The organism is Capnocytophaga sp. HP1101 (assembly GCF_054772415.1).
On sequence record NZ_BPUU01000009.1, the window covers coordinates 379,790 to 406,222 of the forward strand.

Sequence of the window (26,433 nt, forward strand, 5' to 3'; positions counted from 1 at the left end):
TATTTTTTTTCTTTTTATGAATATCATTACCTTAAAAAGCGTTGATTCTACTAATCAGTACTTAAAAAAATTGATACATACTGAAGATACCCTTCCTAACTTCCTAACTGTTTGGACGCCTCAGCAAACTGCAGGTGTAGGACAATACGGGGCGAAATGGACAAGTGAACCCTATCAAAATCTTACTTTTAGTGTTTTATTCCTTCCTGAGTTTTTAGATTTAAAAGATGCCTTTTTGCTCAATATGCTTGTGCCTATTGCAATAATGAAAGTATTAGAGAAATTAAACATTCCTAACATAAATATTAAATGGCCTAATGATATCCTTTCTCAACGTTACAAAATAGGTGGAATACTGATAGAAAATACCATTCAAAAAAATAGAATTAATAAATGTGTAATCGGTATTGGTCTCAATCTAAATCAAACAAATTTTGATGATTTACCCAAAGCCTCCTCTTTGAAAAAATTAACCAAAAAAGATTTTGAAGTAGAACAAGTAATGAAACTAATTCTTTCTGAATTAGAATCAAACCTTTCTACACTCACTCAACAGTCTTTCAAAAGTGTTTATCCTATTTATCAGAGCTATCTATTTCAGCTAAATAAAGTATCTACTTTTCGTTCTCCCGAAGGAGAAACCTTTTCAAGTATCATAAGAGGAGTAGAACCTTCAGGAAAATTAATTGTAGAAACAGAACAACAAGCTATAAAGACCTTTTCTCTAAAAGAAATAACTTTATTATACTAAACTCCTTTCTACACACACAGCAAACAAAATATATAAAAGTTATTTGATTTAATAAACTCATTTAAACTTTATCTTCGTTTTAAATTAGTCTTATCTCTATTCTTTGTTCGTTCTTTCTTTATCTATTCTTTATCTGCCCGTGCGGCTCGCACCGTCTTTTGTTCGTTCTTTGTTCGTTCTTTGTTCGTTCTTTGTTCGTTCTTTGTTCGTTCTTTGTTCGTTCTTTGTTCGTTCTTTGTTCGTCTTTTGTTCGTCTTTCCTCCATTCATTCTTTATCTACTTGCCTGTCGTGCTACGACTGCCCGTGTGATTCACACTATTATACTTTTGATTTTCAACACAATATTAATTAATCAAATTTTTGAAAGTCTAAATCATTTCTCTTTAAAAAATAAATTGTATCTTTGCCCCGTAAATGAAAAACAAATCAGTTGCAAATTTACTAAAACAATATAAGCGAAAATAGCTCAGTTGGTAGAGCGCAACCTTCCCAAGGTTGAGGTCGCGGGTTCGAGACCCGTTTTTCGCTCTTTTTAATGAGCAATTATTTAATTGTTAAATGAACACTTTTAAGCATATCACCCCTCAAGCACTCCCTTGTGCAATAGGCAGTACTCGTAAGAGATACGCAGGGCAACGATATTCTTTATTATTTAATAGCTATGTTTTTCTTTTCTGAAAAATGTAGCTATTTTTTTATACAATAAAAAACACAGCAATATCTATATAAAAATGCCAAAAAGAAACGACCTACACTGCGTACTGATTATAGGCTCAGGCCCTATCATTATTGGGCAAGCCTGCGAATTTGACTATTCGGGCTCTCAAGCCTTGCGCTCTTTGCGTGAAGACGGTATCAAAACCGTGCTCATCAACTCTAACCCCGCTACTATTATGACCGACCCTTCAATGGCGGATGCGGTCTACCTCAAACCGCTTACTACCAAATCGTTGGTGGAAATCCTCAAAGCCCACCCCGAAATCGATGCGGTGCTCCCTACTATGGGCGGACAAACAGCGCTCAACCTCTGCATTGAGGCTGATGAAAAGGGGATTTGGGAAGACTTCGGCGTGGAAATCATCGGGGTAGATATTGATGCTATTCAAATTACGGAAGACCGCGAGAAATTCCGCCTATTGTTAGACGAAATAGACATCCCGATGGCACCTTCTGAAACAGCGACTTCTTTCCTTCGCGGAAAGGAAATTGCACAACGTTTTGGCTTTCCATTGGTAATACGCCCTTCATTTACCCTGGGCGGTACAGGAGCATCTATCGTCTATAAAAAAGAGGATTTTGACAATCTTCTTAACCGTGGTTTGGAGGCATCTCCTATCCACGAAGTCTTGATTGACAAGGCGCTTTTGGGTTGGAAAGAGTATGAATTAGAGCTCTTGCGCGACAAGAACGACAATGTAGCGATTATCTGTACCATTGAAAATATGGACCCGATGGGTATCCACACAGGCGACTCTATTACGGTGGCGCCTGCTATGACCCTATCCGACCGTACTTTCCAGCGTATGCGGGATATGGCGATCAAAATGATGCGCAGCATAGGCGATTTTGCTGGAGGTTGTAACGTGCAGTTTGCTGTTTCTCCTGACGAGAAAGAGGAGATCATCGCTATTGAAATCAACCCGCGTGTGTCGCGTTCTTCAGCTTTGGCATCTAAGGCTACGGGCTATCCTATCGCCAAGATTGCCACCAAGTTGGCTATTGGCTACCATTTAGATGAATTGCAAAACCAAATCACCAAATCTACTTCCGCTTTCTTTGAGCCTACCCTCGACTATGTGATTGTAAAAATACCGCGTTGGAATTTTGATAAGTTTGAAGGCTCCGACCGTACTATTGGACTCCAAATGAAGTCGGTAGGGGAAGTGATGGGCATCGGTCGTTCTTTCCAAGAAGCCTTGCAAAAAGCTACTCAATCGCTTGAAATCAAGCGCAATGGCTTAGGTGCCGACGGCAAAGGTTACAAGAACTACGACCAGATTATCGAGAAACTCACCTACCCCAGTTGGGATAGGGTGTTCGTGATTTACGACGCCATACAAATGGGTATTCCGCTTAGCCGTATTCACGAGATTACCAAGATAGATGTGTGGTTCCTCAAACAGTACGAAGAACTCTATTCACTTGAAAAACTGATTTCTACCTATAAAATTGACACGCTACCTAAAGAACTCCTCTTTGAAGCCAAACAAAAAGGTTTTGCCGACCGACAAATTGCTTATATGCTCGGTTGTTGGGAGAGCGAGGTGCACAAGAAACGCGAGGAGTACAATATCCAGCGCGTGTTCAAATTGGTAGACACTTGTGCGGCAGAGTTCAAAGCGCAAACTCCTTATTATTACTCTACTTTTGAGGCGCCTATCCGCACGCCCGAAGGCAAAGAGTACGTGCAGAACGACAGTGTGGTAACGCCTCGTAAAAAAGTGGTGGTACTCGGTTCAGGGCCTAACCGCATCGGTCAGGGTATTGAGTTCGACTATTGCTGCGTGCACGGGGTGTTGGCAGCCAAAGAATGCGGTTACGAAACCATAATGATCAACTGTAACCCCGAAACCGTTTCAACCGACTTTGACACAGCCGATAAACTCTACTTTGAGCCTGTGTTCTGGGAGTATATTTACGACATCATCCAGCACGAAAAACCCGAAGGGGTGATTGTTCAACTCGGCGGACAAACAGCATTGAAACTCGCTGAAAAATTAAACAAATACGGCATTAAGATCATAGGCACCAGCTTCCAATCGCTCGACTTAGCTGAAGACCGCGGTAGCTTCTCTACCCTCCTCAAAGAAAACAACATTCCTTACCCACGCTTTGGGGTTGCCGAAACTGCCGACGAGGCGCTCAAGCTCGCTGATGAGTTGGATTTCCCACTATTGGTACGTCCGTCATACGTATTGGGCGGACAAGGAATGAAGATTGTAATCAACAAAGAAGAGCTCGAAGCCCACGTGGTTGACCTCCTCCGCAAAATTCCTAATAACAAGCTCCTTTTGGACAATTATTTAGACGGTGCCATTGAGGCAGAAGCCGATGCGATTTGCGATGGTGAAAACGTGTATATCATTGGTATTATGGAACATATCGAGCCCTGTGGTATCCATTCAGGCGACAGTAATGCTACCTTGCCACCGTTCAACTTGGGCGAGTTTGTGATCCAGCAAATCAAAGATCATACTGAAAAGATAGCCTTGGCACTCAATACAGTAGGCCTTATCAATGTACAGTTTGCCGTGAAAGACGACGTGGTGTATATCATCGAGGCCAACCCACGTGCTTCGCGTACTGTACCTTTCATCTCCAAAGCCTACGGCGAACCTTACGTGAATTACGCCACCAAGGTAATGCTCGGTGAGAAAAAGCTCACCGACTTCCATTTTTCGCCACATCTCGAAGGTTTTGCCATTAAGCAACCCGTTTTCTCGTTCAATAAGTTCCCGAATGTAGATAAGAAACTCGGCCCTGAAATGAAATCAACAGGTGAAAGCATTTTGTTTATCGATAGCCTCAAAGACGATGCTTTTTATGATATTTATACAAGGAGGAAGATGTATCTTTCAAAATAAAGAAAAAGAGCAAGTAAAAACTTGCTCTTTTTGTTTTTTATTGTACTTTTGCGGTGTAAAGTAAATATGTAAAAGCAACTTATGAGATTATTCACACTAATAGTTTTAACAATTTTATCTATGTCAATGGAAGCACAGAATACAAAATCAGCTTTAATACTGATAGATATTCAAAATGATTATTTTCCACAAGGAAAAAATGAGCTTGTTGGTAGTGAGCAAGCAAGTTTGAATGCTAAAAAAGTACTTGATAAATTCCGAAAAAATAAGGATTTAGTAGTGCATATTCAGCATTTATCCAATCGGAAAGATGCTACTTTCTTTATCCCTAACACAAAGGGTGCAGAAATTCACAAAAATGTAGCTCCCACAAAAGACGAAAAAGTAATTACTAAACATTTTCCTAATAGCTTTCGAGAAACTGAATTACTTGCATACCTTAAGGAGCATAAAATTAATCACTTGGTAATCGCAGGAATGATGACTCATATGTGTGTTGATGCAACTGTGAGAGCAGGAAAAGATATGGGGTATACAATAGAAGTAATTGGCGATGCTTGTGCTACAAAAGACCTTTTTTATAACAATAAAAAGACAGTTGCAAGTGAGGTTCAAAACTCATTTCTTTCTGCTTTAAGTTATTTCTATGCCTCGGTAATTAGTACAGATGATTTTCTAAAAAACAATTAGTTTTTTTTTTTTTTACATACTTTCTTAAAATCAAATCCCTATGTCCCGCAGTCGTAAAAAAGCTATTATCAAAGATGATGGAATAGGCAGGAGAGCTTATCACCGCATTGTAAGGCGGCATAATGGTACTATCTTAAAAACAAAGATAAAACGCAATATTCTTTTAGATGATACTGAAATAGAACTCAATCTAAAAGATGCTAAAGCTATTGTAAATAGCTATAATTACTGCGATTACAAAACTAATTGGGAACAAGATATTGAACTGAGAAACCGCCTTACCCAAGAAGAATTAAACAAATGGAGAAGAAAATAAACACCCTTATTTTTGACCTCGACGGTACTCTCGGTGAAACCTTACCTCTTTGTATTGAGGCTTTTCACCGCTCTATTGAGCCGTTAGTAGGACGACACGTATCTGACAAAGAGATTATTGACACCTTTGGCCCCTCGGAAGAAGGAACAATAATGTCGCTCGCTCCTGAGTATTATGAGCAGGGGGTGCGTGACTATCTATATCATTATGAGCAGTTGCATCCCGTAATCTGTCCGAAACCTTTTGAAGGCATCAAAGAACTGCTTGAAAAACTCATTGATAAGGGTGTACACGTAACGATGGTTACAGGCAAAGGGGCAAAGAGCTGTAAAATCACTATGGCTTTGTGCAAATGCAAGACTACTTTGAAATTATAGAAACGGGCAGTCCCAAGGGGGCTCGCAAACCCGAAGCTATTGAGGAAGTGATAAAGCAATTAGGTGTAAATCGCGATGAAGTGCTCTACATAGGCGATACCCCCAGCGATATTGTTTCGTGCCGAGAAGCAGGCGTAAAAATAGCCTCGGTAGCGTGGGCAAAAACCGCTGAGCCCGAAACCCTCAAAGCCCTCCACCCCTATTTATTTTTCTCCTCAGTAGATGAGTTCTCGCAGTGGTGCTTAAGAGGTGATTAATAAACTTTGGTTAATTAAAAAATAATAGTTATTTTTGCGCCCTCAATTATAAAAAATAATCGTTAATGAAAAAGATTTTTATCACTATGTTGTTAGGAATAAGCTTTCTAACTTCTTTTGCACAAAATGCTTCTAAAGAGCTTTACACAGCTCATAACAAGGGAAAGTTCTTCTTTTATTGGGGAGGTAACCGCGGTTATTACTCAAATTCAGATATTACTTTTACTGGTAATGATTATGATTTCACTATCAAAGATGTAGAAGCGGTAGACCGACCTAAAGGTTGGCATATTGACTACATCAATCCTTTGCGAATGACTATTCCCCAGACAAACTTTCACATAGGATACTACATTTCTGACCATTACACCATTTCTGTGGGGGTAGACCATATGAAATACATAATGAAAAACGGACAAACTGTGAAAATGAATGGTTACATCAATAGTTCTGGCACATCACACGATGGCATTTACAATGATGTTGATAAATTGCTTAGTGAAGATTTTCTTACCTTTGAACATACCGACGGCTTGAATTATGTAGTAGTAGAAGGTGCACGTATAGATGATATTTCTGGTCTATTTGGCATTCGAAACACCGATATATTTCAAGTAAATCTAACTGAAGGACTTGGCTTTGGTGTTCTATATCCGAGATCCAACACTAAACTACTGAACAAAGAACGCTATGATGAGTTTCACATTGCAGGATTAGGTATAAATGCCAAAGCTGGATTACACCTTACTTTCTTTAAGTATTTTCGCATAGTAGGAGAACTCAAAGGCGGTTACATTAATATGTATGATGTTCGTACCACTTATGATATTGCTGATAAAGCTAAACACGATTTTTTCTTTTTTGAAACTGTTTTAGGTATTGGTGGTGTTTTTAGATTTTAATTAAGAAAAATATGAATTAACAACATTGCCCCCAAAAGTATTTGGGGGCAAGTGTTCTTAAAAAGTATAAGTAACTCCAAAATGAAAACCTATAGAAGAGTAAGGTGCATCAGGAGCTCCCTTGCCTTCCCAACTATAGCTACTTTCCAATAATGGTGCTACTTGAGTTGCTAATTGTTTTAAACGTTCTGTACTGGGAGAAGTAGGTACATTTTGTAGCGCTATCATATATCTTTTAAACTCTTCAAGAGTAAGTGCCGATGTTGTACCTCCTATCGTACGTGTAGCCGAAAAATATTTCAGTTTAGATTCCTTACGAGGCACATTGATATTCAGGTATTCTCCTTCAACAAAAAATGCTACTTTATCACTAATTTTAAAGCGGTATCCTATACCCCCTATAAAACCAAAAGGTATTTTACCGTGAAAATCATTCTGAAAATCAGCTTTCATATCAACCATAGATCCAGCAGGAGCTCCTGGTCTAAACAAAGCTAAAGGTAACCGATTTGCATTAAGTTCTGTTTGTATTTCTGTTCTACCACCTATTTTAGTTACACCTCCTGCGCGTACATATAGATTATCAGTGATATTGAATACCAATGAAAGGGAAGCCCCAAAAGCACGTCCGTGCCCTTTCATATTCAATATTTGGTTCTTATTGGTGTTCATATCTTCACCGTGAAGATACCCTAATGATAGTTCTCCTCCCCAACGCTTATGAAAGAAGTATCCTCCTCGCAATTGTGCTTGATATCCTTCTCCATAACTCCCTTTTAGGTCGATTATAGCTATTGGGTCAGTAGCATCTCTACCTAATATTTTTTGGTGGGTTTTAAATCCATACCCTCCACTCACCGATATATATGTCTGTGAGTATATAGCTGTTACTCCCCAAATAAAAGCAATAGCACATAACAGTGTTTTTCTCATTATTTTATATGATTTCATTTATTTTTTCAGTGGGTCGTCCTATTATAGCTTTATTATCTACTATTACAATAGGACGTTCGATAAGCTTTGGATATTGTACCATTGCCTCTATAATTTCATCATCAGTAAGTATTTTTCCTTCAAATTGTTCTTTCCAAATATTCTCTTTAGTACGAATCAATTCCATAGGGGACATCTTTAACTTAGTAAGAAGATTGTTAATTTCTTCTTTAGATAGCCCTTTTTTAAGATAATCTACTACTTGATACTCTTTCCCTGAATTTTTTAAAAGCTCCAAACCGCAACGCGATTTGGAGCATTTAGGATTATGATATATCGTTATCATTCTATACTAACTAACAAATAATAACTTCTACACCGCGTTTCTCAAGTTCCTCAACAAATTCTGGATCAGCACCTGCATCGGTGATAAGCATATCTATTTTTTCCACATAGCAGATAAAACCAAAGCCTCGTTTATGAATTTTAGAAGAATCGGCCAAAACAATTGTTTTGTCTACACGTTCCATCATTTTCTTGTTTAGATGCGCTTCGCCTACATTGGTAGAACTCAATCCATAGTCAAGATCAATACCTTCAACCCCTAAGAACAAAGTAGTACAAGAAAAGTTACTAAGAGTCTCTTCAGCAAGAACTCCTATAGTAGAAGTAGAGTTCTTTCGTACTTCACCTCCCAAGTGAATAGTATTTACACTAGGATTTTTGCAGACCTCTAAAGCTACTCTAAGAGAAGGAGTTAGTACTGTAAGATTACGTATACCATAAATTTTTTGAGCTAAAAGATTAGCTGTAGTTCCTGATGAAAGTATGATAAACTCATTTTCTTTAATAAAGTCTAATGCTTTAGTAATGATACGAGTTTTCTCTTCCACATTTTGAGTTTCTTTCTCAGTTATTGTTTGCTCAAACACATAGCGCATTTGTTTACTGGCTCCACCGTGAGTACGATGCAAGTAACCTTCTTGTTCTAAGAGAGTAAGGTCTTTACGTATAGTAACTACCGAAACTTTAAGCCTATCACTCAATTCGTTTACGCTGACATACTTTTTGGTTTCTAAGCTCTCCAAAATCTTTGATTGTCGTTCATTAAGTACTTTCATATTTTATCAATTTTATTAATATTCAATAGTTTATATGTTTATCCTATGCTTAACTTGACTATAAACAAAATACCTCATTAAGATTATTTTCGGCAAAATTAGTCATTATATTGAAAAAAACAAAAGAATTAGAAAATAAAAAACGCTACTAACTATAAATTATGTAGCGCTGAGTTTTTATTTTCTGTATTTTCATCCCTTTAAATTTAATTCAAAAGTTCTTCTAAAATCTTGTAAAACAGGATTTTCTTCTAATAATTTTTCATATTTATCTTCAGGGGTTACCACTATTCTTTTTGCTATTTCTTCATTTACATTTATTTCAATAGTAAGATCATAATTCTGTAAAGATTTGTGTAAATAATTTAAGAGCTTATGCTCCATCTGAACAATATCACTTTTTGCTGTATTGCTTGATACTTCTAAATGAATAGTAGTTCCTTCTAATCTTAATGTCGCAATTTTAAGAATAGATGCTTGTATGCGTTCTCCCTTAGCAAGTAATTCATCTATATAACGTTCCCAAAATCGATTGAAAGTTTCTTCAGAAAAACTCTCACGTGGTAAGGTATTAGGGTCTATTACAACCTCTTTGAAATTCTTCTGATGTTCTGTTTTTAGATGTACACTTTTAATAGAAAAATTAGATACAGCTTCTGTACGTTCTGTTTTAGTAATAGTAGGTATATTAGGGTTAAGTATAGTAGTTGTTGTATTTATATAATTTATAGGAGGGGCAACAACAGGTGTTTGTAAGTTAGGTTGTATTTCTGCTATAGGTTTTTGCCCATTAAAAACATTAGCAGGAATTATGAAGCGTCCATCATTTTTTTTTTATCCCCTTCATAGGTCAGAGAGGCGAGTTGCATTAGGGCAATCTCTACCAATAAGCGTTGGTTTTTACTAGTGCGGTATTTCAGGTCACAATCATTAGCAATCTCTATAGCTTCTATAAGAAAGGGAACTGTAGCACGAGCACTCTGTTCAGCGTATTTCTTTTGGGTTTCTTCCCCTACTTCCATTAAAGCAATAGTAGCAGGATTCTTACATACCATCAAATCGCGAAAATGACTTGCTAAGCCTGCAATAAAATGATTACCGTCAAAGCCCTGCGCAATAGTATCATTGAATGCCATTAGTAACTCAGGAAGTTTATTGTCTAAGATAAGGTCTGTTACCTTAAAGTAGACTTCATAGTCGAGTACATTTAATATTTCAGAAGTAGCTTGTCGTGTAATCTTCTCTCCTGAAAAACTTACCACTCGGTCAAAGATAGAAAGCGCATCGCGCATCGCCCCATCTGCTTTCTGAGCAATAATTTGCAAGGCTTCATCTTCTGCTTCAATCCCTTGTTGTTCTGCAATATATTTTAGATATTCTCGAATGTCATTGATCGTAATACGCTTAAAGTCGAATATCTGGCAACGAGACAAAATAGTTGGAATAATCTTATGCTTTTCAGTAGTTGCTAAGATAAAGATTGCGTGTTTGGGTGGCTCTTCTAATGTTTTGAGAAAGGCATTAAAAGCTGCAGTAGACAGCATATGCACCTCATCGATGATATACACTTTATATTTGCCTACTTGAGGTGGAATACGCACCTGTTCAATCAGTTTGCGGATATCATCTACGCTGTTATTGGAGGCTGCATCAAGTTCAAAAACGTTAAAAGCAAAATCGTTTTCATCTTCTACTCCAGAAGTTTGTTCATTTATCTTTTTTGCTAAAATACGAGCACAGGTAGTCTTCCCTACTCCACGAGGACCTGTGAAGAGGAGGGCTTGCGCCAAATGATTATTTTCAATGGCATTGAGTAAAGTATTAGTTATTGCTTGCTGTCCTACTACATCACGAAATGATTGTGGGCGATATTTGCGTGCTGATACTACAAAGTGATTCATTTCTACTGTCTGTTAGTTTGATAAGTTCCAAAAACAAAATTGGAGTCTACTATCTTATTACCGTCTCCATTGACAAGCACCAAATCAGTGATAGTTATTTGATGGTCATAACGCAATAAAGCTCCAGTAGTTTCATTGTAAATGGGGCGAGATGAAATAGTAACAGTACCCCCTGTCGCTTCAATTTGTGAGGTAACACTGGGGGTAGCGGGAGGATATGCATTACAAAAATAGTTAGTGGTTACCGCATCGCTGAAAGTACGGTAAGTGAGCTTAAAATTAGTGGGTATAGTACCTGAGACGGTCTTCTCTTTATTTTCTAAAATATTAGCAGGCAAATCAAGTATAAGCGCTTGCTTTTGACTGTATTTAAACAGAAAAGTAGCAGTAGTATCATTAGCGGTACAAGATAGCACATCAGAGTTCTCAAATGAAATAGTGTCTACCTCCAAATTACCATCATTGCAAGCTACTGCAAATAGCCCTATCACAAAGGCAAAATAAAGTATTTTTTTACTCATCAAGTATAAATGTTTTTGCAAATGTACGAAAAAAATATGAAACTACAACAGGAGGCAATATATTTTGTTATTTAAGCAAGGTAAAGATATAACCTTCTCCTCGCATAATCTATCACCGCTTTCTTCTTTTGGAGTATATCAGCTCCTATAATGCCGTGTACAGGGAGTGTGTGAAACTCGGCTAATGCTTCGTTTACGTGAGTTAAATCAAAAAGCACCAAAGGGAGTTTGTGAATACTTACTTTGCCTATTTCTAAGAGATTCTTTGCTGCAAGTTGCGTTTCCATACCACTCGCACCTGCTCCTGCTGCTTTTATTTCGGATGCTTCGGCTTGCAGATTGAAATAGGTTATCCACTCTACTCCTACACAAGTGTTGGATGCTCCTGTATCTAAGATAAAGCGCCCTTCTACTTCATTGATTTTGGCTTGTAATACAAAATGTTTAGTGAGGGTAAACTCAAGTGGAACAGAGGTGTATCCTTTCTCGGTGAGTAACTTCTTTAATGTAATCCCCATTTATTCTTTACTTCGTTTACTATTTCCTTTATATTTTGCTCTTTTGCTTTTGGATAAATGAGCAGTACATCGTCTCTATCTACTACAATATAGTCCTTGAGACCATCTATTACCACACATTTATCACCTTCGGTACGGATAATATTATTCTCAGCATCTTTGAGCAATACTCTTGCATTGATAACCGCGTTTTGAGCGCTATCTTTAGGCGTTTTTTCGTGTAGTGAACCCCAAGAACCCAAATCGTTCCAATCAAAATTGGCTGGTAGTACATAAATGTTAGTAGAGGGTTCTAAAATAGCATAGTCTACCGAAATGTTTTCAGCTTCAGGATAGGCTTTGGCTATAAAGTCTACTTCGTTTTCGGTATTATAGGTCTCTTCTCCTTTTTCAAAGAGTTTATACATCGCTGGTTGGTAAGTTTTATAGGCGGTGAGCACCGTTTGGGTACTCCAAATAAAGATGCCTGCATTCCACAAGAAGTTACCTTGCTTTAAGAACTCTTTGGCGGTAGCGTAATCGGGTTTTTCACGGAATTGATTTACTTTTTTGATATTGGTATGATCGTCTTTATCGTATTGTATATAACCGTAACCTGTGTTAGGGAAAGTAGGAACAATACCCAAGGTGAGGATATGAGCCGAGTTTTGTGCGGCATTAAAACAAGTAATCACATCGTGCATAAAGGCTTTTTCATCTTCAATCCAGGCGTCACTGGGGGCTACTATCATTACCCCATTTGGGTTGCGCTTGTGTATCTTCATTGCAGCATAAAGTATGCACGGAGCTGTGTTGCGCATACAAGGCTCTAACACCAAGTTTTTAGGCATTATGTTAGGAATTTGTTCCTCTACAATATCTTTGTACCGCTCATTAGTAAGGATAAGAATATTCTCTTGCGGAATAAATTTCTGCAGGCGCGAATAAGTGCGCTGTAAAAGCGTTTGCCCTGTACCGAGCATATCGTGGAATTGTTTAGGATACTCAGTTGTACTCACAGGCCAAAAACGAGAACCTATGCCTCCTGCCATAATCACTGCATAATAATTGTTCACCATATATTTGTAATATTTTGATTCAAAAATTCAAGATTTGATGAGTTCAACCTCGGCGTGAGGTTGAAATATATACTTCTTACCAGAGCTGAGCTCTACACAATCATAACATTTCAGGCGGCGTTTCCCTTTGCGAAATACTCGTCCGTCCTTGATACGGAAGGTACTACCTGTGGGAATTTCATAAATAAAACTCACATTCTCACTCATATCAAACTGCTTTAGAGCGATTGCCAAAGCAGGGTCTACATCACTACTAGACATAGGGTTGAGGAAGTGCCGTTGGAGTACCCCTAATAATTGCTGAGGGAATATTTCAGGAATGATAAAAGGATACATCAACTGTTGGAAAGTGTATTTCCACTCATTGCCGTGGGGTTTGATAAGCCGTCCAAAACGTTCGAAAGCCACCAAATGAGCTACTTCGTGAATAAAGGTTATCAAGAAACGATACTTATTAGCGGTAGCATTCATTGTGATGAGATGTTGCCCATTAGGGAGTTGGCGATAGTCTCCGTGCCTTGTTTTTCGTTCATTCACAATCCGCAAATAGATGTTGTTTGCTTTAATCAGTTCAAAACAAGGAGTTACAGCGTTATCGGGTAAATATTTAGCCAGAATCTCTCTCATAGCTCGCAAATGTACAAATAATATTTTATACTCACAAATAAAATTTGTTAATTTACGATTTTTCTCTACTTTTGCCGTGTTTGTTTGAAGAAAAGAAAAAGATGCAGGTTAAACGTTATTTAAAATTTCTTTTGAAATCTACCAACGAGCACGGGGTACACTCACCTTTTGTGTACAGCTTTGTAACCCGGTGTCTGTATCATAAACAATTGGTAAAGCGTGAAGAAGTTAACTACTTCTCCCCTACTCTATCCCAAAAGCAATTGATATTTTTACTGAAGATTATTCGTTATTTAGAGGTTAAAACTATCTTTACTGATGAAGATTTGTTAAATAATATAAGTGCTATAAAAGAAGCTTGCAATATCTGCTTTCAGTTACAGTCTTCTGTTACCTACGACCTGCTTTTTATCAATCACCCTAAAGGAGATTTAGATGTTTATTTGAATTATATGCATAACGATTCTATTCTTATCATCAACAATATTCACCAAAAAGAAAATGAGTTGTTATGGCAAACTCTTACTGCTGATGAAAAAGTTACCGCTCATATTGATGTATACTACCAAGGATATGCTTTTATCAGAAGAGAACAAAGAAAAGAAGCGTTTTATATTAGGTAAAAGATAAAAGATAAAAAGGAAACAAGTAGTATACTTGTTTCCTTTTTATTTTGTTTGTTACTTATATATCAATCAAGGGTTGAATTAAAGTGTTGATTATAAACCTCCCCCTATCCCCCTCCAAAGGGGGAATTAGTGATGGTCATTATAACTTACCATAAACCAAATATTAGAAATTTTAATCCTTGATTTGCATTACTTACCTAAGAGATAAGCAAAAATGAGGGGTGCTACAATGGTAGCATCGGATTCTACTATGAATTTAGGGGTATCGATATCTAATTTACCCCAAGTAATCTTCTCGTTAGGCACTGCTCCTGAATACGAACCGTAGCTGGTGGTTGAATCGGAAATCTGACAGAAATACGACCAGAAAGGCACATCTTCCCATTCTAAATCTTGATACATCATAGGGACTACACAGATAGGAAAATCACCTGCTATACCGCCTCCTATTTGGAAGAAACCTACACCTTTACCTCCTGAATTAGCACGATACCATTCAGTAAGATAAATCATATACTCAATACCTGTTTTGACAGTTGACGCTTTTAAGTTTCCTTTGATTACATTAGCAGCAAAGATGTTGCCGGTAGTTGAATCTTCCCAACCTGGGCATACGATAGGCAAGTTCTTTTCGGCAGCTGCCAATATCCAAGAGTTTTTAGGGTCGATTTCATAATATTGTTCTAATACGCCCGACTTGACTACTTGGTATAAAAATTCGTGAGGAAAATAGCGTTCACCCTTGCTTTCGGCTGCGTGCCATACGTCTTCCAAGTGTTTTTGCAAGCGGCGGAAAGCCTCTTCTTCAGGGATACAAGTATCGGTTACGCGGTTGTAATGACCATCGAGGAGTTCTCTCTCTTGCTCAGGGGTAAGGTCGCGATAATGTGGCACACGCTTGTAATGAGAGTGCGCTACAAGGTTCATCACGTCTTCTTCGAGGTTTGCCCCTGTACACGAGATGATATCTACTTTGCCTGCGCGAATCATCTCGGCAAGTGAGATGCCTAATTCTGCCGTACTCATTGCTCCAGCGAGTGCTACGAGCATTTTTCCGCCTTCGGTGATATGGGTTTCATACCCTTTAGCAGCATCAACGAGAGCTGCTGCATTGAAGTGTAAAAAGTTTTTCTCGATGAATTGAGAAATAGGTCCTTTACTCATTTTTTACTTTAAAATATGAATTATGGTGCAAAGGTAATACATTTAATGTTTACTGACAAATTATCACTCAGAAAAATTAAGTTGATTATGAGATAATAAACCGAATAAGAAATCGAAATTATAAGAAACTGAAAAAGTGCTTTTCAGCTGAAGAAAGCTTATACTTAGCTTATACAAACCTTATACGAACCTTGAACGAATCTTGGACGATTGGTATACAAAAGGTATATAAATAATTGAGAATGAACAGTTAAAGGTGAAGAAAAAAGCCTATTTTGAGGAAAATAAAACGAAAGAAAAGCAAAGTAATGACGAGGTAAGATACCCGAGTAAGAAGGAGTTTAACAACCAACTGTGGGGCTAATAAAACTTTTTGTTTGATTGATTGTAGAAAATTTCCTTATCTTTGTACTTTCAACTGATATTTTTTTAAGAACGATGAAACGACTTTTTTAATTTTTAGTTTTTTGCTTTGCTCTTATACAATAAAAGCACAGATGAACGTGCAGGCTTACCATCAGGTTATCAAGACTTTGGGAATTCCTGAAAGCAAAATAGACACTGATATGTACACCGAAAAGATATTACCTTACGATACTGATAAGCTTGCAATGATATTCCTTATAAGAAAAGGAGATGATGAAGACGAGGCAACATTTGACCTCTATGTTGTACTATATGACCTTTTACATCAGCGAATAGCCCAATCATACAAGGGGATTGATGAGTATTTTTCAGATGCTATTGCATTACAAGGACTCACTATTGATACGGCTAAGTTCATTCTCACTGAAGGGGTACGAGCTTTTGGTATTCGGGCTTTCTATAAAAATAATAGCAGAATATCTCCTTATTCAGAAGAAACATTTAGTTTATTTTTACCCCAAGGGAACTCTCTTAAAAAGGTGTTACATCAATATCGATTAGGTAGTTATAACGGAGAATATAGCGATTTCAACTGTGAAGGAAGTTGGTCAGATGAAAGCGATTCTATGTTTATAATGGATAACAAAAAAACAAATGATTATTTTAACATTAAAAATAGACAGACTTTTATTAGGAAAGCAACAGATAGAAATTGTGATGACAAAATAGTGGAGAAAAGCACTAAAACCGTATTTTTAAAATACAATGGTGAGGAATACGAGGAATACAAAGAAGAATAGACATCATTTATTGAGGTATTAAAAATAAAAATATCTTTTTTCTGTTGTTTTCTTAAATTATATTGCTACTTTTGCAACCTAATGGGTAAATATCTCATTATGGACGTATTCTGCTATTGTATGCTTTCTTTAAAGAGAGCAAAACATCTCCCTACCCCCTTCAAAGGGGGAATGTGGTGACGCAAAAGCAATTTTATGCTGTATTCTTTTTATAACTCAAATAATTAAAAAACACTAAATAAATAAAATAAAAAATGAATAAATCTGTTTATATCATCGCTACCAATGCACACAGCGGTAAGTCGGTGGTAAGTTTGGGCGTATTGCAAATGATTATGCGCAATACCGCTAAGGTGGGTTACTTTAAACCTATCATAGAGAGTAAATCTAAAAAGGATTCGCTTATCGAAACGGTTTTACAGCACTTTCAGCTGGATATGACCTATGACGAGGCGTTTGCATTCTCTCGCAAAGAGGTAATCTCTCTTAAAAATGAAGGCAATATAGGCGATGTATACGATACTATTATCAAAAAATACAAAGCCTTAGAAAGCAAGTTTGACTTTGTATTGGTGGATACTTCCAGCTTGGTAGAAGATAGTGTTTTCGATAGCAACTTCAACGCTTCGGTAGCTCAAAGCCTGAATATTCCGGTGCTAATGGTGCTCAAAGACAATTTTACTTCAGAAGAAGAGCTCATCAACCAAGTGCAGGTAGACCTCAACAGCCTATTGGAGAGAGATGTACGCGTGCTCAGCGTGTTTGTGAACAAAGCTGTAAATGCTACTGAGAGCACTCAAGCTAAATTAGAACAGATTTTTAAAGGCATCACCTTTACAGTGATTCCGCGTAAAGAGGAGCTCTCTCGCCCTACCATTCGCGAAATAGCCAACGCTCTTAACGCTGAGTTCCTTTACAAAGGCGACAATATTGATGTTACCACCAAACGCACTATTGTGGGGGCTATGCAACTCTCCAATTATTTAGACAACCTTACTGAGGACGGCTTAGCAGTATTGCCTACTGACCGTACCGACCTCATTGCGGGTACTTTGGTGGCGAATTACTCAAACTATGCTAACATCAAAGGAATGGTGCTTTACGGCGGTTTTGAACCAGACAAGTCGATTATCAAAATATTAGAGGGTATCCAAAAAAATATCCCAATAATGCTTGCCAAAAGTAATACTTTTGAGACAGCAAACCTCATTGGCAATATCAAATCACGCATCTATCCAGAAAACACTGAGAAAGTGAAAATGCTCTTGCAGTTGTTCGATGAGAATGTAGACGAACAAAAGCTCAACAGCAGTATTTCGTCATTCAAATCAGAGAATATCACACCGCGTATGTTCCAATACAATATGGTACAGAAAGCGCGCAAAGGACAAAAACACATCGTTTTGCCCGAAGGTACTGACGACCGTATTCTTACAGCAGCCTCACAATTGGCGGAAGACGAATTGGTTTACATCACTATTTTGGGAGAACCCGAAGCCATCAAAACCCGTGCTAAGAACATTTTGAGCCTCAAATGGAACGAAGAACGCATCAGCATTGTAAATCCTGCCGAGAGTCCTAAATACGAAATGTACGCCGAAAAGCTATACGAATTGCGCAAGAGCAAAGGCTTAGAGCTTTCACAAGCTAAAGACTTGATGCTCGACGCTTCTTATTTCGGTACGATGATGGTTTTTTTGGGCGATGCCGATGGTATGGTATCAGGAGCCGTGAATACTACCGCCCACACTATCCGTCCGTCGTTGCAATTTGTAAAGACCAAACCAGGAGTAAATACTGTATCCTCAGTGTTCTTTATGCTCTTACACGACCGCGTACTCGTATACGGCGACTGTGCCGTAGTGCCTAACCCCACTGCTGAACAATTGGCAGACATAGCTATCAGCTCAGCCGATTCAGCCATCGCGTTTGGTATTGAGCCTAAGGTTGCCCTCCTCTCCTACTCTTCAGGCAACTCAGGTAGCGGTGCCGATGTAGATAAAGTGCGTGAAGCTACAGCCCTCGTAAAAGAACGTCGCCCAGAGTTATTGGTGGAAGGTCCTATCCAATACGATGCGGCAGTAGATCCTAAAGTAGGCAAACAAAAAATGCCTAATTCACAAGTAGCAGGACAAGCCAATGTGCTTATCTTCCCCGACCTCAACACCGGTAACAACACCTATAAAGCGGTACAACGCGAAACTGGTGCTTTGGCGATAGGCCCTATGTTACAAGGTTTGAAAAAACCTGTAAACGACTTGAGCCGTGGTGCTACTATTCCCGATATCTATAACACTGTACTCATTACAGCAATACAATCAGAATTCTAATAAAGGAGATAGGAGATAGGAAATAGTATCCTAATTCCTAACTTCTATTTCCTAAAACCTAAAATAAGAAATGGAAATACTTATCATCAATTCAGGGAGTTCGTCCCTTAAATACCAGCTGATAGATTCAGCCACAGGAGAGCCAAAAGCCAAAGGAGTGGTAGACCGCATTGGCATTGACGGCAGTTTTATAAAATACACCGCGGTAAAGAACGGCAAAGAAGTGGATGTAAAAAAAGAACAACCTATCCCCAATCACGAGGTGGGTATGAACTTAGTTGTGGAACTCCTCACTGACCCTGAAGTAGGAGTAATTCACGACCCTTCCGAAATTAAAGGCGTAGGACACCGCGTAGTACACGGAGGTGAAAAATTCGTACAACCTACCGTTGTTACCGATGAGGTAGTAGCAGAAATCAAACGCCTCATTCCGCTATCACCTTTGCACAACCCAGGAGCATTGGAAGGCATACGCGTAGCACAAAAACTTTTCAACAAAGCAACTCACGTAACCGTATTTGATACTGCTTTCCACCAAACAATGCCCCCACGTGCTTACCGCTATGCCATTCCGAATGAATATTACGAAAAATACGGTTTGCGCGCTTACGGGTTCCACGGTACCAGTCATAAATACGTAAACGGAGAAGCTCGTAAATACCTCAACAATCCACATCTTAAGAATATCACTATTCACTTGGGTAATGGGGCAAGTATGGCTGCGGTGAATGAAGAAGGACACTGTATAGACACCTCTATGGGGCTCACACCTCTCGACGGACTTATTATGGGTACACGCTCTGGACAAATAGACCCATCAGTGGCGTTCTTTTTGGTAGAAGAACTCGGATTGGGGATTGATGAAGTGAAAAATCTTTTGAACAAGAAGAGTGGTATGCTGGGGCTTACAGGGCATTCCGATGCGCGTGATGTAGCAGCGCTTTACAATTCAGGAGATGCCAATGCAGCTCTTTGCTACGAGATGTACGGCTACCGCGTGCGCAAGTTCATCGGGGCTTATACCGCAGCCCTCAACGGATTAGACAGCATTGTATTTACCGCAGGTTTAGGTGAACACGATGCCCTCACCCGTTCGTTTGCTTGTAAAAATATGGAGTTCTTCGGCATCAAACTTGATGAGAAGAAAAACGTAGAGCTCAACCACGCTTCTCAACCCGTAGAGATACAAGCTGCCGACAGCAGAGTAAAAATCTTGATTATCCCTACCAACGAAGAGTGGCAAATTGTAAAAGAGATTGTAGGTCTCGTAAAATAATTAGATAATTATACTTTGCCAAAGGCACGAGCCGTACAAACAGTTTGTGCTTTTGGCAAAGTTGTTTTTATAAAGTACCTCTATGAGACAATATGAAAAATCAATGAAACACCTCTTGTTTCTCTTATTGCTACTCAGCAACATCACTTTTGCACAAACAGAAGGTGGTTTTGCTGTTATAAAAGACAAAGACGGTTGGGTGAATGTACGTAAAGAAAGGAGTGTTCATAGTAAAGTACTGAAGAAACTCAACAATAACACTCTTATTTATGTGTACCAATACGCCCCACAAGAAGAAGGCAATTGGCTAAAAGCTGATGGAGAAGGCTATATCTATTACAACAGAGTGAAATGGATAAGTAAACTACCTCAAATAGCTAAAAAGATTCAGCGAGATAATGCTATTTTTTTTTGAAGGTAAAGGCGTCAGTATTACCCTTACTTCACAAGATTTTGATAAAAACAAACATACTATTACATACGTTAAAGGTCAGGGAATAACTAAAATAGACGGAAAGACATTCCAAGGTACAGATGGTAATATGCCTAAAAGAGAGTATAAAAGTATTGAGGTAGTTGTCAATGGAAAGAGAGTTACTATCCCTAAAAGTGCTTATAGCGATTTGTATAATCCTAACCTTGATGTAGCAGACTCAGATTACTATACTTATAACTCTGTTTATTACGATAAGGAAACTGATACGATTTATATAGTAGCCTCTAATGGTGATGGTGCTGGAGGTTACGCTGTATGTTGGCAAATAGAAAAAGCCGTTTATAAAGGTAGAAAGATAGGAAGAGGTTTCTAAAAACAAAGGGATAGAAATATATTTTTTTACTCAATTTTTTGTAATTCAAAAATAATAATTACCTTTGCACTCGAATAGCAATGAACTACACTGAACTATAAAATAATTTAATTACTAAAACCTTATAGCTGTCTGAAATGAACATCTTATTTTTAAGTTATTTTCACTCTGCACGTACGCATTCCTTACAAAATAAGTCCAAGGCGAAACGCCTTTCACCACTTCGTATTTGAATTAGGTGTAATTAGGTAATATGAAAGGCAACAAATAATGTTGCCTCAATGTTTTTATTAAAAAATACTCATTATTTAAATTACACTATACAAATGAAAAATAAATATATTGACCTAATTGACCAAACTTACTATTTTCCACAAGACGAATTTACCTTAGACGGCGATGAACTGCGTTTTCACAATATTGATTTGATGGAACTCGTGCGCAAGTATGGAGCTCCTCTTAAGTTTATGTACTTACCTCGTATTTCTGAAAACATTCAGCGCGCCAAGAAATGGTTTGAAAAAGCTATCAAAAAGCACAAGTACAAAGGGGCATACAACTACTGCTATTGCACCAAAAGCTCTCACTTTAAGCACGTAATGGTTGAAGCCTTGAAGAATGATATCCATATGGAAACCTCTTCTGCTTTTGACATCAATATCATTAACAACCTTATCAATGAAGGATTAATTACTAAAGAAAATCACATTCTTTGTAATGGCTTTAAGCGTGATGCCTATATTGATGGTATTGCCGACTTAATCAATCGGGGTTACCACAATTGTATTCCTATTATTGATAATTATGAGGAAATCACACTCTTTGAAGAAAAAATAAAAGGCTCATATAGCATTGGCATTCGCATTGCGTCTGAAGAAGATCCTCGTTCTGAGTTTTACACCAGTCGTTTGGGTATTGGATATAAGAATATTGTACCTTTCTATAACCGTGAGATTAAGGATAATCCGAAAGTACAACTCAAAATGTTGCATTTTTTTATCAATACCGGTATTAAGGATAATGCCTACTATTGGAATGAGCTCCTTAAGTGTTTGCGCGTATATATTCAACTTAAAAAAGTAGCTCCTGAACTCGATAGCCTCAATATAGGAGGAGGATTTCCCATCAAGAGCTCATTGGCTTTTGAGTACGACTACGCTTATATGGTGGATGAAATTATTCGCCAGATAAAAATCACTTGCGAACAAGAAAAAGTACCAGTGCCTAATATTTTTACCGAATTTGGTAGTTTTACGGTAGGTGAAGCAGGAGGTGCTATCTATGAGATAATGTACCAAAAACAACAAAACGACCGTGAGAAATGGGATATGATCAACTCTTCTTTCATCACTACTTTGCCAGATTCTTGGGCTATTAACAAACGTTTTGTGCTATTGCCTATCAATCGTTGGAATGATGAATATGAACGTGTACTCCTCGGTGGGCTCACTTGTGATGGTGACGATTATTACAACAGCGAACAGAATATGAACGCCATTTATTTACCTAAGTATAATAAGAACAAACCATTATATATAGGTTTCTTCAACACAGGAGCCTACCAAGATAGTATCGGGGGAGTAGGAGGTTTGCAACACTGCTTAATCCCTCAACCTAAAATAGTACTTATTGATAAAGACAAGGATGGCAATCTCACCTCTCGTTTGTTTATGGAACAACAAAAAGCTGATGAGATGTTGAAAATCTTAGGTTACTAAAATAATGTAATCAATAATAAGGACTTTACCAAAAGTCTATAAAAAGAATTTGGTAGAGTCTTTCCTTTTATATACTCTTCTAACTTCTAATTCTTAACTTCTAAATTTTATTCTGATGAAATATATAGTTTTATTTTTTTTATCTATCACTACTTTATTGGCGCAAGACACTACTTCCACTAAGAGATATTACTATAAAATGTGGTTTAAACCTTCTTTAAGTATCAATTATCTATCGATAGACATAGAAGATGAACCATTGAATCCCGCTTTGAAAAATAAGTCATTATTACCTAACTACCCACTTACGGTTGGATTAGGATTTGGTATCCATAATACCTATATCAATCTTGATTATGCCCAGAGTATTGCTCCTTTGCGCAATGAAAGTAAATATGGGAAGACAAGATATTTTGACTTTCAATTACATTCTTTTGTGAGTCAAAAGATTTTACTTGATTTTTATTATCAAAGTTATAAAGGCTTTTATTATCAAGAAGGTAAGAATATTGAAATCTTAGCAGATACTCGTATACAACAAATAGGTACTGAAATGTTGTACTTTTTCAACTTAAAAAACTTTTCAATAAAAAATGTATTTAATCCTGATGGAAACCCATTACAGCCTACTTTTAGTTGGTATGCAGGAGCAGGAATCTATTACCATAAAGTAGCAATTCCTGCAATCTCACTTAATGAAGATACTTTTAGACATATACAAGGAGGTTTCAGCGGGGGTATTTCTGGAGGTATTGAAGTCTTGCCACACCTCACTTTTACAGCTTTAGCCGGTATGGGATTCTATTTTGGTGGAGAAGTTAATCCGATAAGCAAAATGAAGTTTAATCAGTATATAAATTTCAGACTTAACACTTCATTATCTTATACACAAAAAGATTGGTCACTTGCCTTTTCAATTCTTTACAACAACAAGAATTTATATTTTAAAGATGTTGATTTGTTAGGTATCAATACTGCAAATTTTAAACTTACTTATATAAGACAAATCAAATTCTCTACTCGGAACAGCAATAAAGTAACTCGTTATTTAGGAATGTAATCTTAAGAGGAGGAGACTATCTTCTCCTCTTTACATTTTTTATAGCGTCATCTATTACTCGATCATAGATTTTACTTTTACCTAAATATTCTTTTTGATAAGCATTTAAGTTTTGTATTAGCTCTTCTTTCTCGTGTTTATTATTAGAAGATTTAAAAAACAACCTATACTCCGACATAACCTTATAATACGCCAATTCATAAGGAGGTACATAACCATTTTCACTATACATTGCTACTAAGTCTAATACCTTTTCAAATTGTAATCCATCAAAAGCCTGTTTTAAAGTAGTTAGTTGATGTTGTTTAGCCTTCTGAGAACGAATACTCAAAAATAATTCTTCAGTATCAGGATATGATTTGAGTGAATCACTTAATAGTTTTATCTTACTTAAGTCTGTTTTCCTATTAGTATGAGACAAGTAATAAGCTACTTGTTCTCTTATTTTTATCACTCTGTTGAAGTCAAACTCAGCTATATGCTCTTCATAATCTTTACTGATTAAATCGTATTCTTTTTGAATGTCTAAATACAAAGAATCTAAGTCCTTATAACTATTTTCTATTTTTTGTGCGTTCACCCCCCAAAAGAAGAATAGACATAAACAAAGTAAACCTCGCCTCATAATTTTATTATTTGATTAACATTGATTAATATCCTTGAATAACACCTACATATTTATTCCATCCTTTAGCTATCTTATATTTCTCTACAAGTTCTATAGGCACATAAATAGCTTTCAATTTCTCATCACTATACGCCAAATAACCATCTAATACGGGAGGTTCTTTTGCCTCAAGTATTATACTCTCTGGGCAACTCTTTCCAAAAATACAGTTACCTATGCGCAGATGCTCACTAGAGAAAGTCACTGAACACAAACACTCACAATCATCAAGAGCAAAATCAATAATAAGGTTAAGTTGTTTAGGGAAAATAATATGAGTGAGCTTATTACAACCATAAAATACATCTCTGTCAATAATACTCACTTTATTAAGTATTGGGTCAGCAAGCATCTTGATAGAGTCCACTTCAGTATCAAGCCATTTCTTCAAAATAGTATCTTCTTTTGTAACTATAAAATCATATTTATCAAAAGTAATACTCTCAGAAGTGTAGTTTGATATAGGATGATATGTTCTATCCAAAGGAGATTGTGAAGTAAATGATGTAGAAGTAGTCACATTGAAAAAGTTTATTCTCTTTTTAGGGTCTTCTCCATATTCATTTTTTCCCGATACACCTTCTGAAAAAAGTAAAAAGAAAGGATTATAAAAAGGTAGAAGTATATACCACCCACTTTGTCCCAAATCGTGTGAACGTTTCACTGATTGAGCCAAAATAAACCAAAACAATAATGTAAAGAGTAAGAACTTTATCACAATTCCTAAAGTTGCTACGGCATCTATTATCCCAAAAAGCATAATAACAAAATAATATATAATGATAGATAATCCAAACTCCGTACGCCTAATGCGTCCTGTAAAAAGAAAGATGTTCTTAAACATATATTCAATTTTATAATTACTTTATCTTTCTTATTCCCTAACTTTACATTTAATTATTGTTGAATAGCATTTAGATACTCACAAGCCTTAGGACTATTATTTTTACAACCTTTTTCAAACCAATAAATAGCCCTTTTCTGTGATTTATCCACTCCCGTACCGGCGTAATAGCAAAAACCTAAAATAGTTTGAGCTTCTTTGTCTCCTTGATTAGCCGCTTTTTCAAACCAAAAGATAGCTTTAGTATATGACTGAGGTATTCCCTGTCCTTTAAAATAATAAGAACCCAAATTGCGTTGTGCCTCTACATCACCCTGATTAGCGGCTTTCTCATACCAAAGCACCGCATCACTATCCGATTGTAAAACCCCTAAACCTTTGTAGTAACAATATCCTAAAAAACTTTGTGCCTCTGCAAAATCTTGATCAGCTGCCTTCTGAAACCACAACACAGCCTGTTCATCCGACTGCTTTACCCCTTGCCCTTTGTGATAACATACACCTAATTTTGATTGAGCCTCTGCATATCCTTGTTCTGCTGCTTTCTGAAACCAATAAGCTGCTTTCTCATAAGATTGTACCACTCCTTTCCGATAATAGTAACAAAGTCCTAATTTTGTCTGTGATTTTACATCACCTCTTTCAGCTGCTTTTTCATACCACGTAACAGCTTTAGGAAAGGACTGAGGTACACCAATACCTTTTTCATAATTATTTGCCAAACGCACTTGGGCTTCCACATCTCCCTTTGTAGCTTTTTCTATCAAAGTTTTCAAGTCTTCCCGTTGAGAGTAACTCACACCAAAGGAAAATAACAAGCACACAAACCAAGCTTTAAAGCAAAGTTTGCTGAGTTCTTTAAATACTTTTGAGTTGAATGTTTTATTCATATGTCAGCGAAATAAAAGTTAATTATTATAGTGAAGAGATTGGATTATTATTCATTTTCGCTGGCAAAGATAGAAAATTATTTCATACAAAACAAGTTTTCTGATTATTTCTTACACATAAATATGCAAATTTGATTGATAATATTCTCATTTTTTCTTCATCTCAACTATACTTGTTCTTCATTCTTTCTTTGTCTTAGCTTTGTCTTTTCTCTCTAATAAAGTTTATTTTTTAGCTTAATAAGTTTCATCCTATTTCTCATCTCTATCCTTATAGATTTATCAGCTCCATCAGATTAATAAAACAAAAAAAGAGCAACTCG

General features: G+C 37.1%; 26 protein-coding genes, 1 tRNA gene and 1 pseudogene. 15 read left to right on the forward strand and 13 right to left on the reverse strand.

The window, feature by feature from the left end:
• Positions 1–16: 16 nt before the first annotated feature.
• The 7 genes and pseudogenes from RCZ04_RS07685 (at position 17) to RCZ04_RS07715 (ending at position 6,878) form a co-directional block, all read left to right on the forward strand.
• Complete coding sequence (locus RCZ04_RS07685) at positions 17–751, forward strand: biotin--[acetyl-CoA-carboxylase] ligase (RefSeq protein WP_460485434.1); 735 nt, start codon at positions 17–19, stop codon at positions 749–751.
• Positions 752–1,207: 456 nt separating this feature from the next.
• Positions 1,208–1,280 (forward strand) — tRNA-Gly (locus RCZ04_RS07690).
• Positions 1,281–1,483: 203 nt separating this feature from the next.
• Entirely contained in the window at positions 1,484–4,336 is a 2,853-nt protein-coding gene (carB, locus tag RCZ04_RS07695) for a carbamoyl phosphate synthase large subunit (RefSeq protein ID WP_460485436.1), read from the forward strand.
• 81 nt (positions 4,337–4,417) lie between these two features.
• Entirely contained in the window at positions 4,418–5,026 is a 609-nt protein-coding gene (locus RCZ04_RS07700; protein ID WP_460485437.1) for a cysteine hydrolase family protein, read from the forward strand.
• A gap of 40 nt (positions 5,027–5,066) precedes the next feature.
• On the forward strand, positions 5,067–5,342 hold the full coding sequence (locus RCZ04_RS07705; protein WP_460485438.1) for a hypothetical protein: 276 nt from the start codon (positions 5,067–5,069) through the stop codon (positions 5,340–5,342).
• Positions 5,327–5,886, forward strand: a pseudogene (locus RCZ04_RS07710) (HAD family hydrolase); the annotation flags it as partial. The gene RCZ04_RS07705 and the pseudogene RCZ04_RS07710, both read left to right, overlap by 16 nt.
• A 155-nt stretch (positions 5,887–6,041) precedes the next feature.
• A complete protein-coding gene (locus tag RCZ04_RS07715) occupies positions 6,042–6,878 on the forward strand; it encodes a hypothetical protein (protein WP_460485440.1) in 837 nt (278 codons plus the stop codon).
• 57 nt (positions 6,879–6,935) lie between these two features.
• Here the strand turns inward: RCZ04_RS07715 and RCZ04_RS07720 are convergent, their stop codons facing one another.
• The 9 genes from RCZ04_RS07720 to RCZ04_RS07760 all read right to left on the reverse strand — a co-directional run bounded on the left by RCZ04_RS07720 (position 6,936) and on the right by RCZ04_RS07760 (position 13,557).
• The gene (locus tag RCZ04_RS07720; RefSeq protein WP_460485442.1) at positions 6,936–7,811 is read right to left on the reverse strand and encodes an outer membrane beta-barrel protein; all 876 of its coding nucleotides are present in this window, start codon (positions 7,809–7,811) and stop codon (positions 6,936–6,938) included.
• Between the two features lie 4 nt (positions 7,812–7,815).
• Positions 7,816–8,157, reverse strand: coding sequence for an arsenate reductase family protein (arsC, locus tag RCZ04_RS07725; RefSeq protein ID WP_460485443.1), 342 nt, complete (start codon positions 8,155–8,157; stop codon positions 7,816–7,818).
• 10 nt (positions 8,158–8,167) lie between these two features.
• Positions 8,168–8,932, reverse strand: a complete 765-nt coding sequence (locus RCZ04_RS07730) for a DeoR/GlpR family DNA-binding transcription regulator (protein WP_460485444.1) — start codon at positions 8,930–8,932, stop codon at positions 8,168–8,170.
• 192 nt (positions 8,933–9,124) lie between these two features.
• Positions 9,125–9,316 carry a hypothetical protein gene (locus RCZ04_RS07735; RefSeq protein ID WP_460485446.1) on the reverse strand — a complete coding sequence of 64 codons (192 nt, stop codon included), beginning with the start codon at positions 9,314–9,316 and terminating at the stop codon, positions 9,125–9,127.
• A gap of 425 nt (positions 9,317–9,741) precedes the next feature.
• Positions 9,742–10,833 carry a DNA polymerase III subunit gamma/tau gene (dnaX, locus tag RCZ04_RS07740; RefSeq protein ID WP_460485447.1) on the reverse strand — a complete coding sequence of 364 codons (1,092 nt, stop codon included), beginning with the start codon at positions 10,831–10,833 and terminating at the stop codon, positions 9,742–9,744.
• A gap of 2 nt (positions 10,834–10,835) precedes the next feature.
• Positions 10,836–11,354 (reverse strand): hypothetical protein, encoded by a 519-nt coding sequence (locus tag RCZ04_RS07745; protein ID WP_460485448.1) that lies wholly within the window; start codon positions 11,352–11,354, stop codon positions 10,836–10,838.
• A gap of 71 nt (positions 11,355–11,425) precedes the next feature.
• Complete coding sequence (locus RCZ04_RS07750) at positions 11,426–11,872, reverse strand: retropepsin-like aspartic protease (protein WP_460485450.1); 447 nt, start codon at positions 11,870–11,872, stop codon at positions 11,426–11,428.
• The gene (locus tag RCZ04_RS07755; protein ID WP_460485452.1) at positions 11,857–12,930 is read right to left on the reverse strand and encodes a mannose-1-phosphate guanylyltransferase; all 1,074 of its coding nucleotides are present in this window, start codon (positions 12,928–12,930) and stop codon (positions 11,857–11,859) included. Before RCZ04_RS07755 ends, RCZ04_RS07750 begins: the two co-directional genes overlap by 16 nt.
• Before the next feature lie 27 nt (positions 12,931–12,957).
• Positions 12,958–13,557 (reverse strand): SprT-like domain-containing protein, encoded by a 600-nt coding sequence (locus RCZ04_RS07760; protein ID WP_460485454.1) that lies wholly within the window; start codon positions 13,555–13,557, stop codon positions 12,958–12,960.
• 101 nt (positions 13,558–13,658) lie between these two features.
• Here RCZ04_RS07760 and RCZ04_RS07765 point away from each other — a divergent pair, with 101 nt between their 5' ends.
• Positions 13,659–14,180, forward strand: coding sequence for a hypothetical protein (locus RCZ04_RS07765; RefSeq protein ID WP_460485455.1), 522 nt, complete (start codon positions 13,659–13,661; stop codon positions 14,178–14,180).
• A 195-nt stretch (positions 14,181–14,375) separates the two neighbouring features.
• On the opposite strand, the gene RCZ04_RS07770 is transcribed toward RCZ04_RS07765, so the two are convergent.
• Positions 14,376–15,350: a deoxyhypusine synthase family protein gene (locus RCZ04_RS07770; RefSeq protein ID WP_002681113.1), complete on the reverse strand. Its 975-nt coding sequence runs from the start codon at positions 15,348–15,350 to the stop codon at positions 14,376–14,378.
• Positions 15,351–15,847: 497 nt separating this feature from the next.
• Here RCZ04_RS07770 and RCZ04_RS07775 point away from each other — a divergent pair, with 497 nt between their 5' ends.
• From RCZ04_RS07775 to RCZ04_RS07805, 7 genes are all read left to right on the forward strand, one after another.
• Entirely contained in the window at positions 15,848–16,516 is a 669-nt protein-coding gene (locus RCZ04_RS07775) for a PA3715 family protein (protein WP_460485457.1), read from the forward strand.
• 254 nt (positions 16,517–16,770) lie between these two features.
• On the forward strand, positions 16,771–18,846 hold the full coding sequence (gene pta, locus RCZ04_RS07780; RefSeq protein WP_460485458.1) for a phosphate acetyltransferase: 2,076 nt from the start codon (positions 16,771–16,773) through the stop codon (positions 18,844–18,846).
• Between the two features lie 70 nt (positions 18,847–18,916).
• Positions 18,917–20,122: an acetate/propionate family kinase gene (locus RCZ04_RS07785; protein WP_460485460.1), complete on the forward strand. Its 1,206-nt coding sequence runs from the start codon at positions 18,917–18,919 to the stop codon at positions 20,120–20,122.
• Between the two features lie 82 nt (positions 20,123–20,204).
• Entirely contained in the window at positions 20,205–20,537 is a 333-nt protein-coding gene (locus RCZ04_RS07790; protein WP_460485462.1) for a hypothetical protein, read from the forward strand.
• Entirely contained in the window at positions 20,521–20,931 is a 411-nt protein-coding gene (locus RCZ04_RS07795) for a hypothetical protein (protein WP_460485463.1), read from the forward strand. The genes RCZ04_RS07790 and RCZ04_RS07795 overlap by 17 nt, the downstream gene beginning before the upstream one ends.
• A 326-nt stretch (positions 20,932–21,257) precedes the next feature.
• Entirely contained in the window at positions 21,258–22,649 is a 1,392-nt protein-coding gene (locus tag RCZ04_RS07800; RefSeq protein WP_460485464.1) for a type III PLP-dependent enzyme domain-containing protein, read from the forward strand.
• 115 nt (positions 22,650–22,764) lie between these two features.
• Positions 22,765–23,709, forward strand: coding sequence for a DUF4421 family protein (locus tag RCZ04_RS07805; protein WP_460485466.1), 945 nt, complete (start codon positions 22,765–22,767; stop codon positions 23,707–23,709).
• Between the two features lie 16 nt (positions 23,710–23,725).
• On the opposite strand, the gene RCZ04_RS07810 is transcribed toward RCZ04_RS07805, so the two are convergent.
• The 3 genes from RCZ04_RS07810 to RCZ04_RS07820 form a co-directional block, all read right to left on the reverse strand.
• A complete protein-coding gene (locus RCZ04_RS07810; RefSeq protein ID WP_460485468.1) occupies positions 23,726–24,289 on the reverse strand; it encodes a hypothetical protein in 564 nt (187 codons plus the stop codon).
• A gap of 70 nt (positions 24,290–24,359) precedes the next feature.
• Entirely contained in the window at positions 24,360–25,220 is an 861-nt protein-coding gene (locus RCZ04_RS07815) for a DUF805 domain-containing protein (RefSeq protein WP_460485470.1), read from the reverse strand.
• Between the two features lie 53 nt (positions 25,221–25,273).
• Entirely contained in the window at positions 25,274–26,110 is an 837-nt protein-coding gene (locus RCZ04_RS07820) for a tetratricopeptide repeat protein (protein ID WP_460485472.1), read from the reverse strand.
• Positions 26,111–26,433 lie beyond the last annotated feature (323 nt).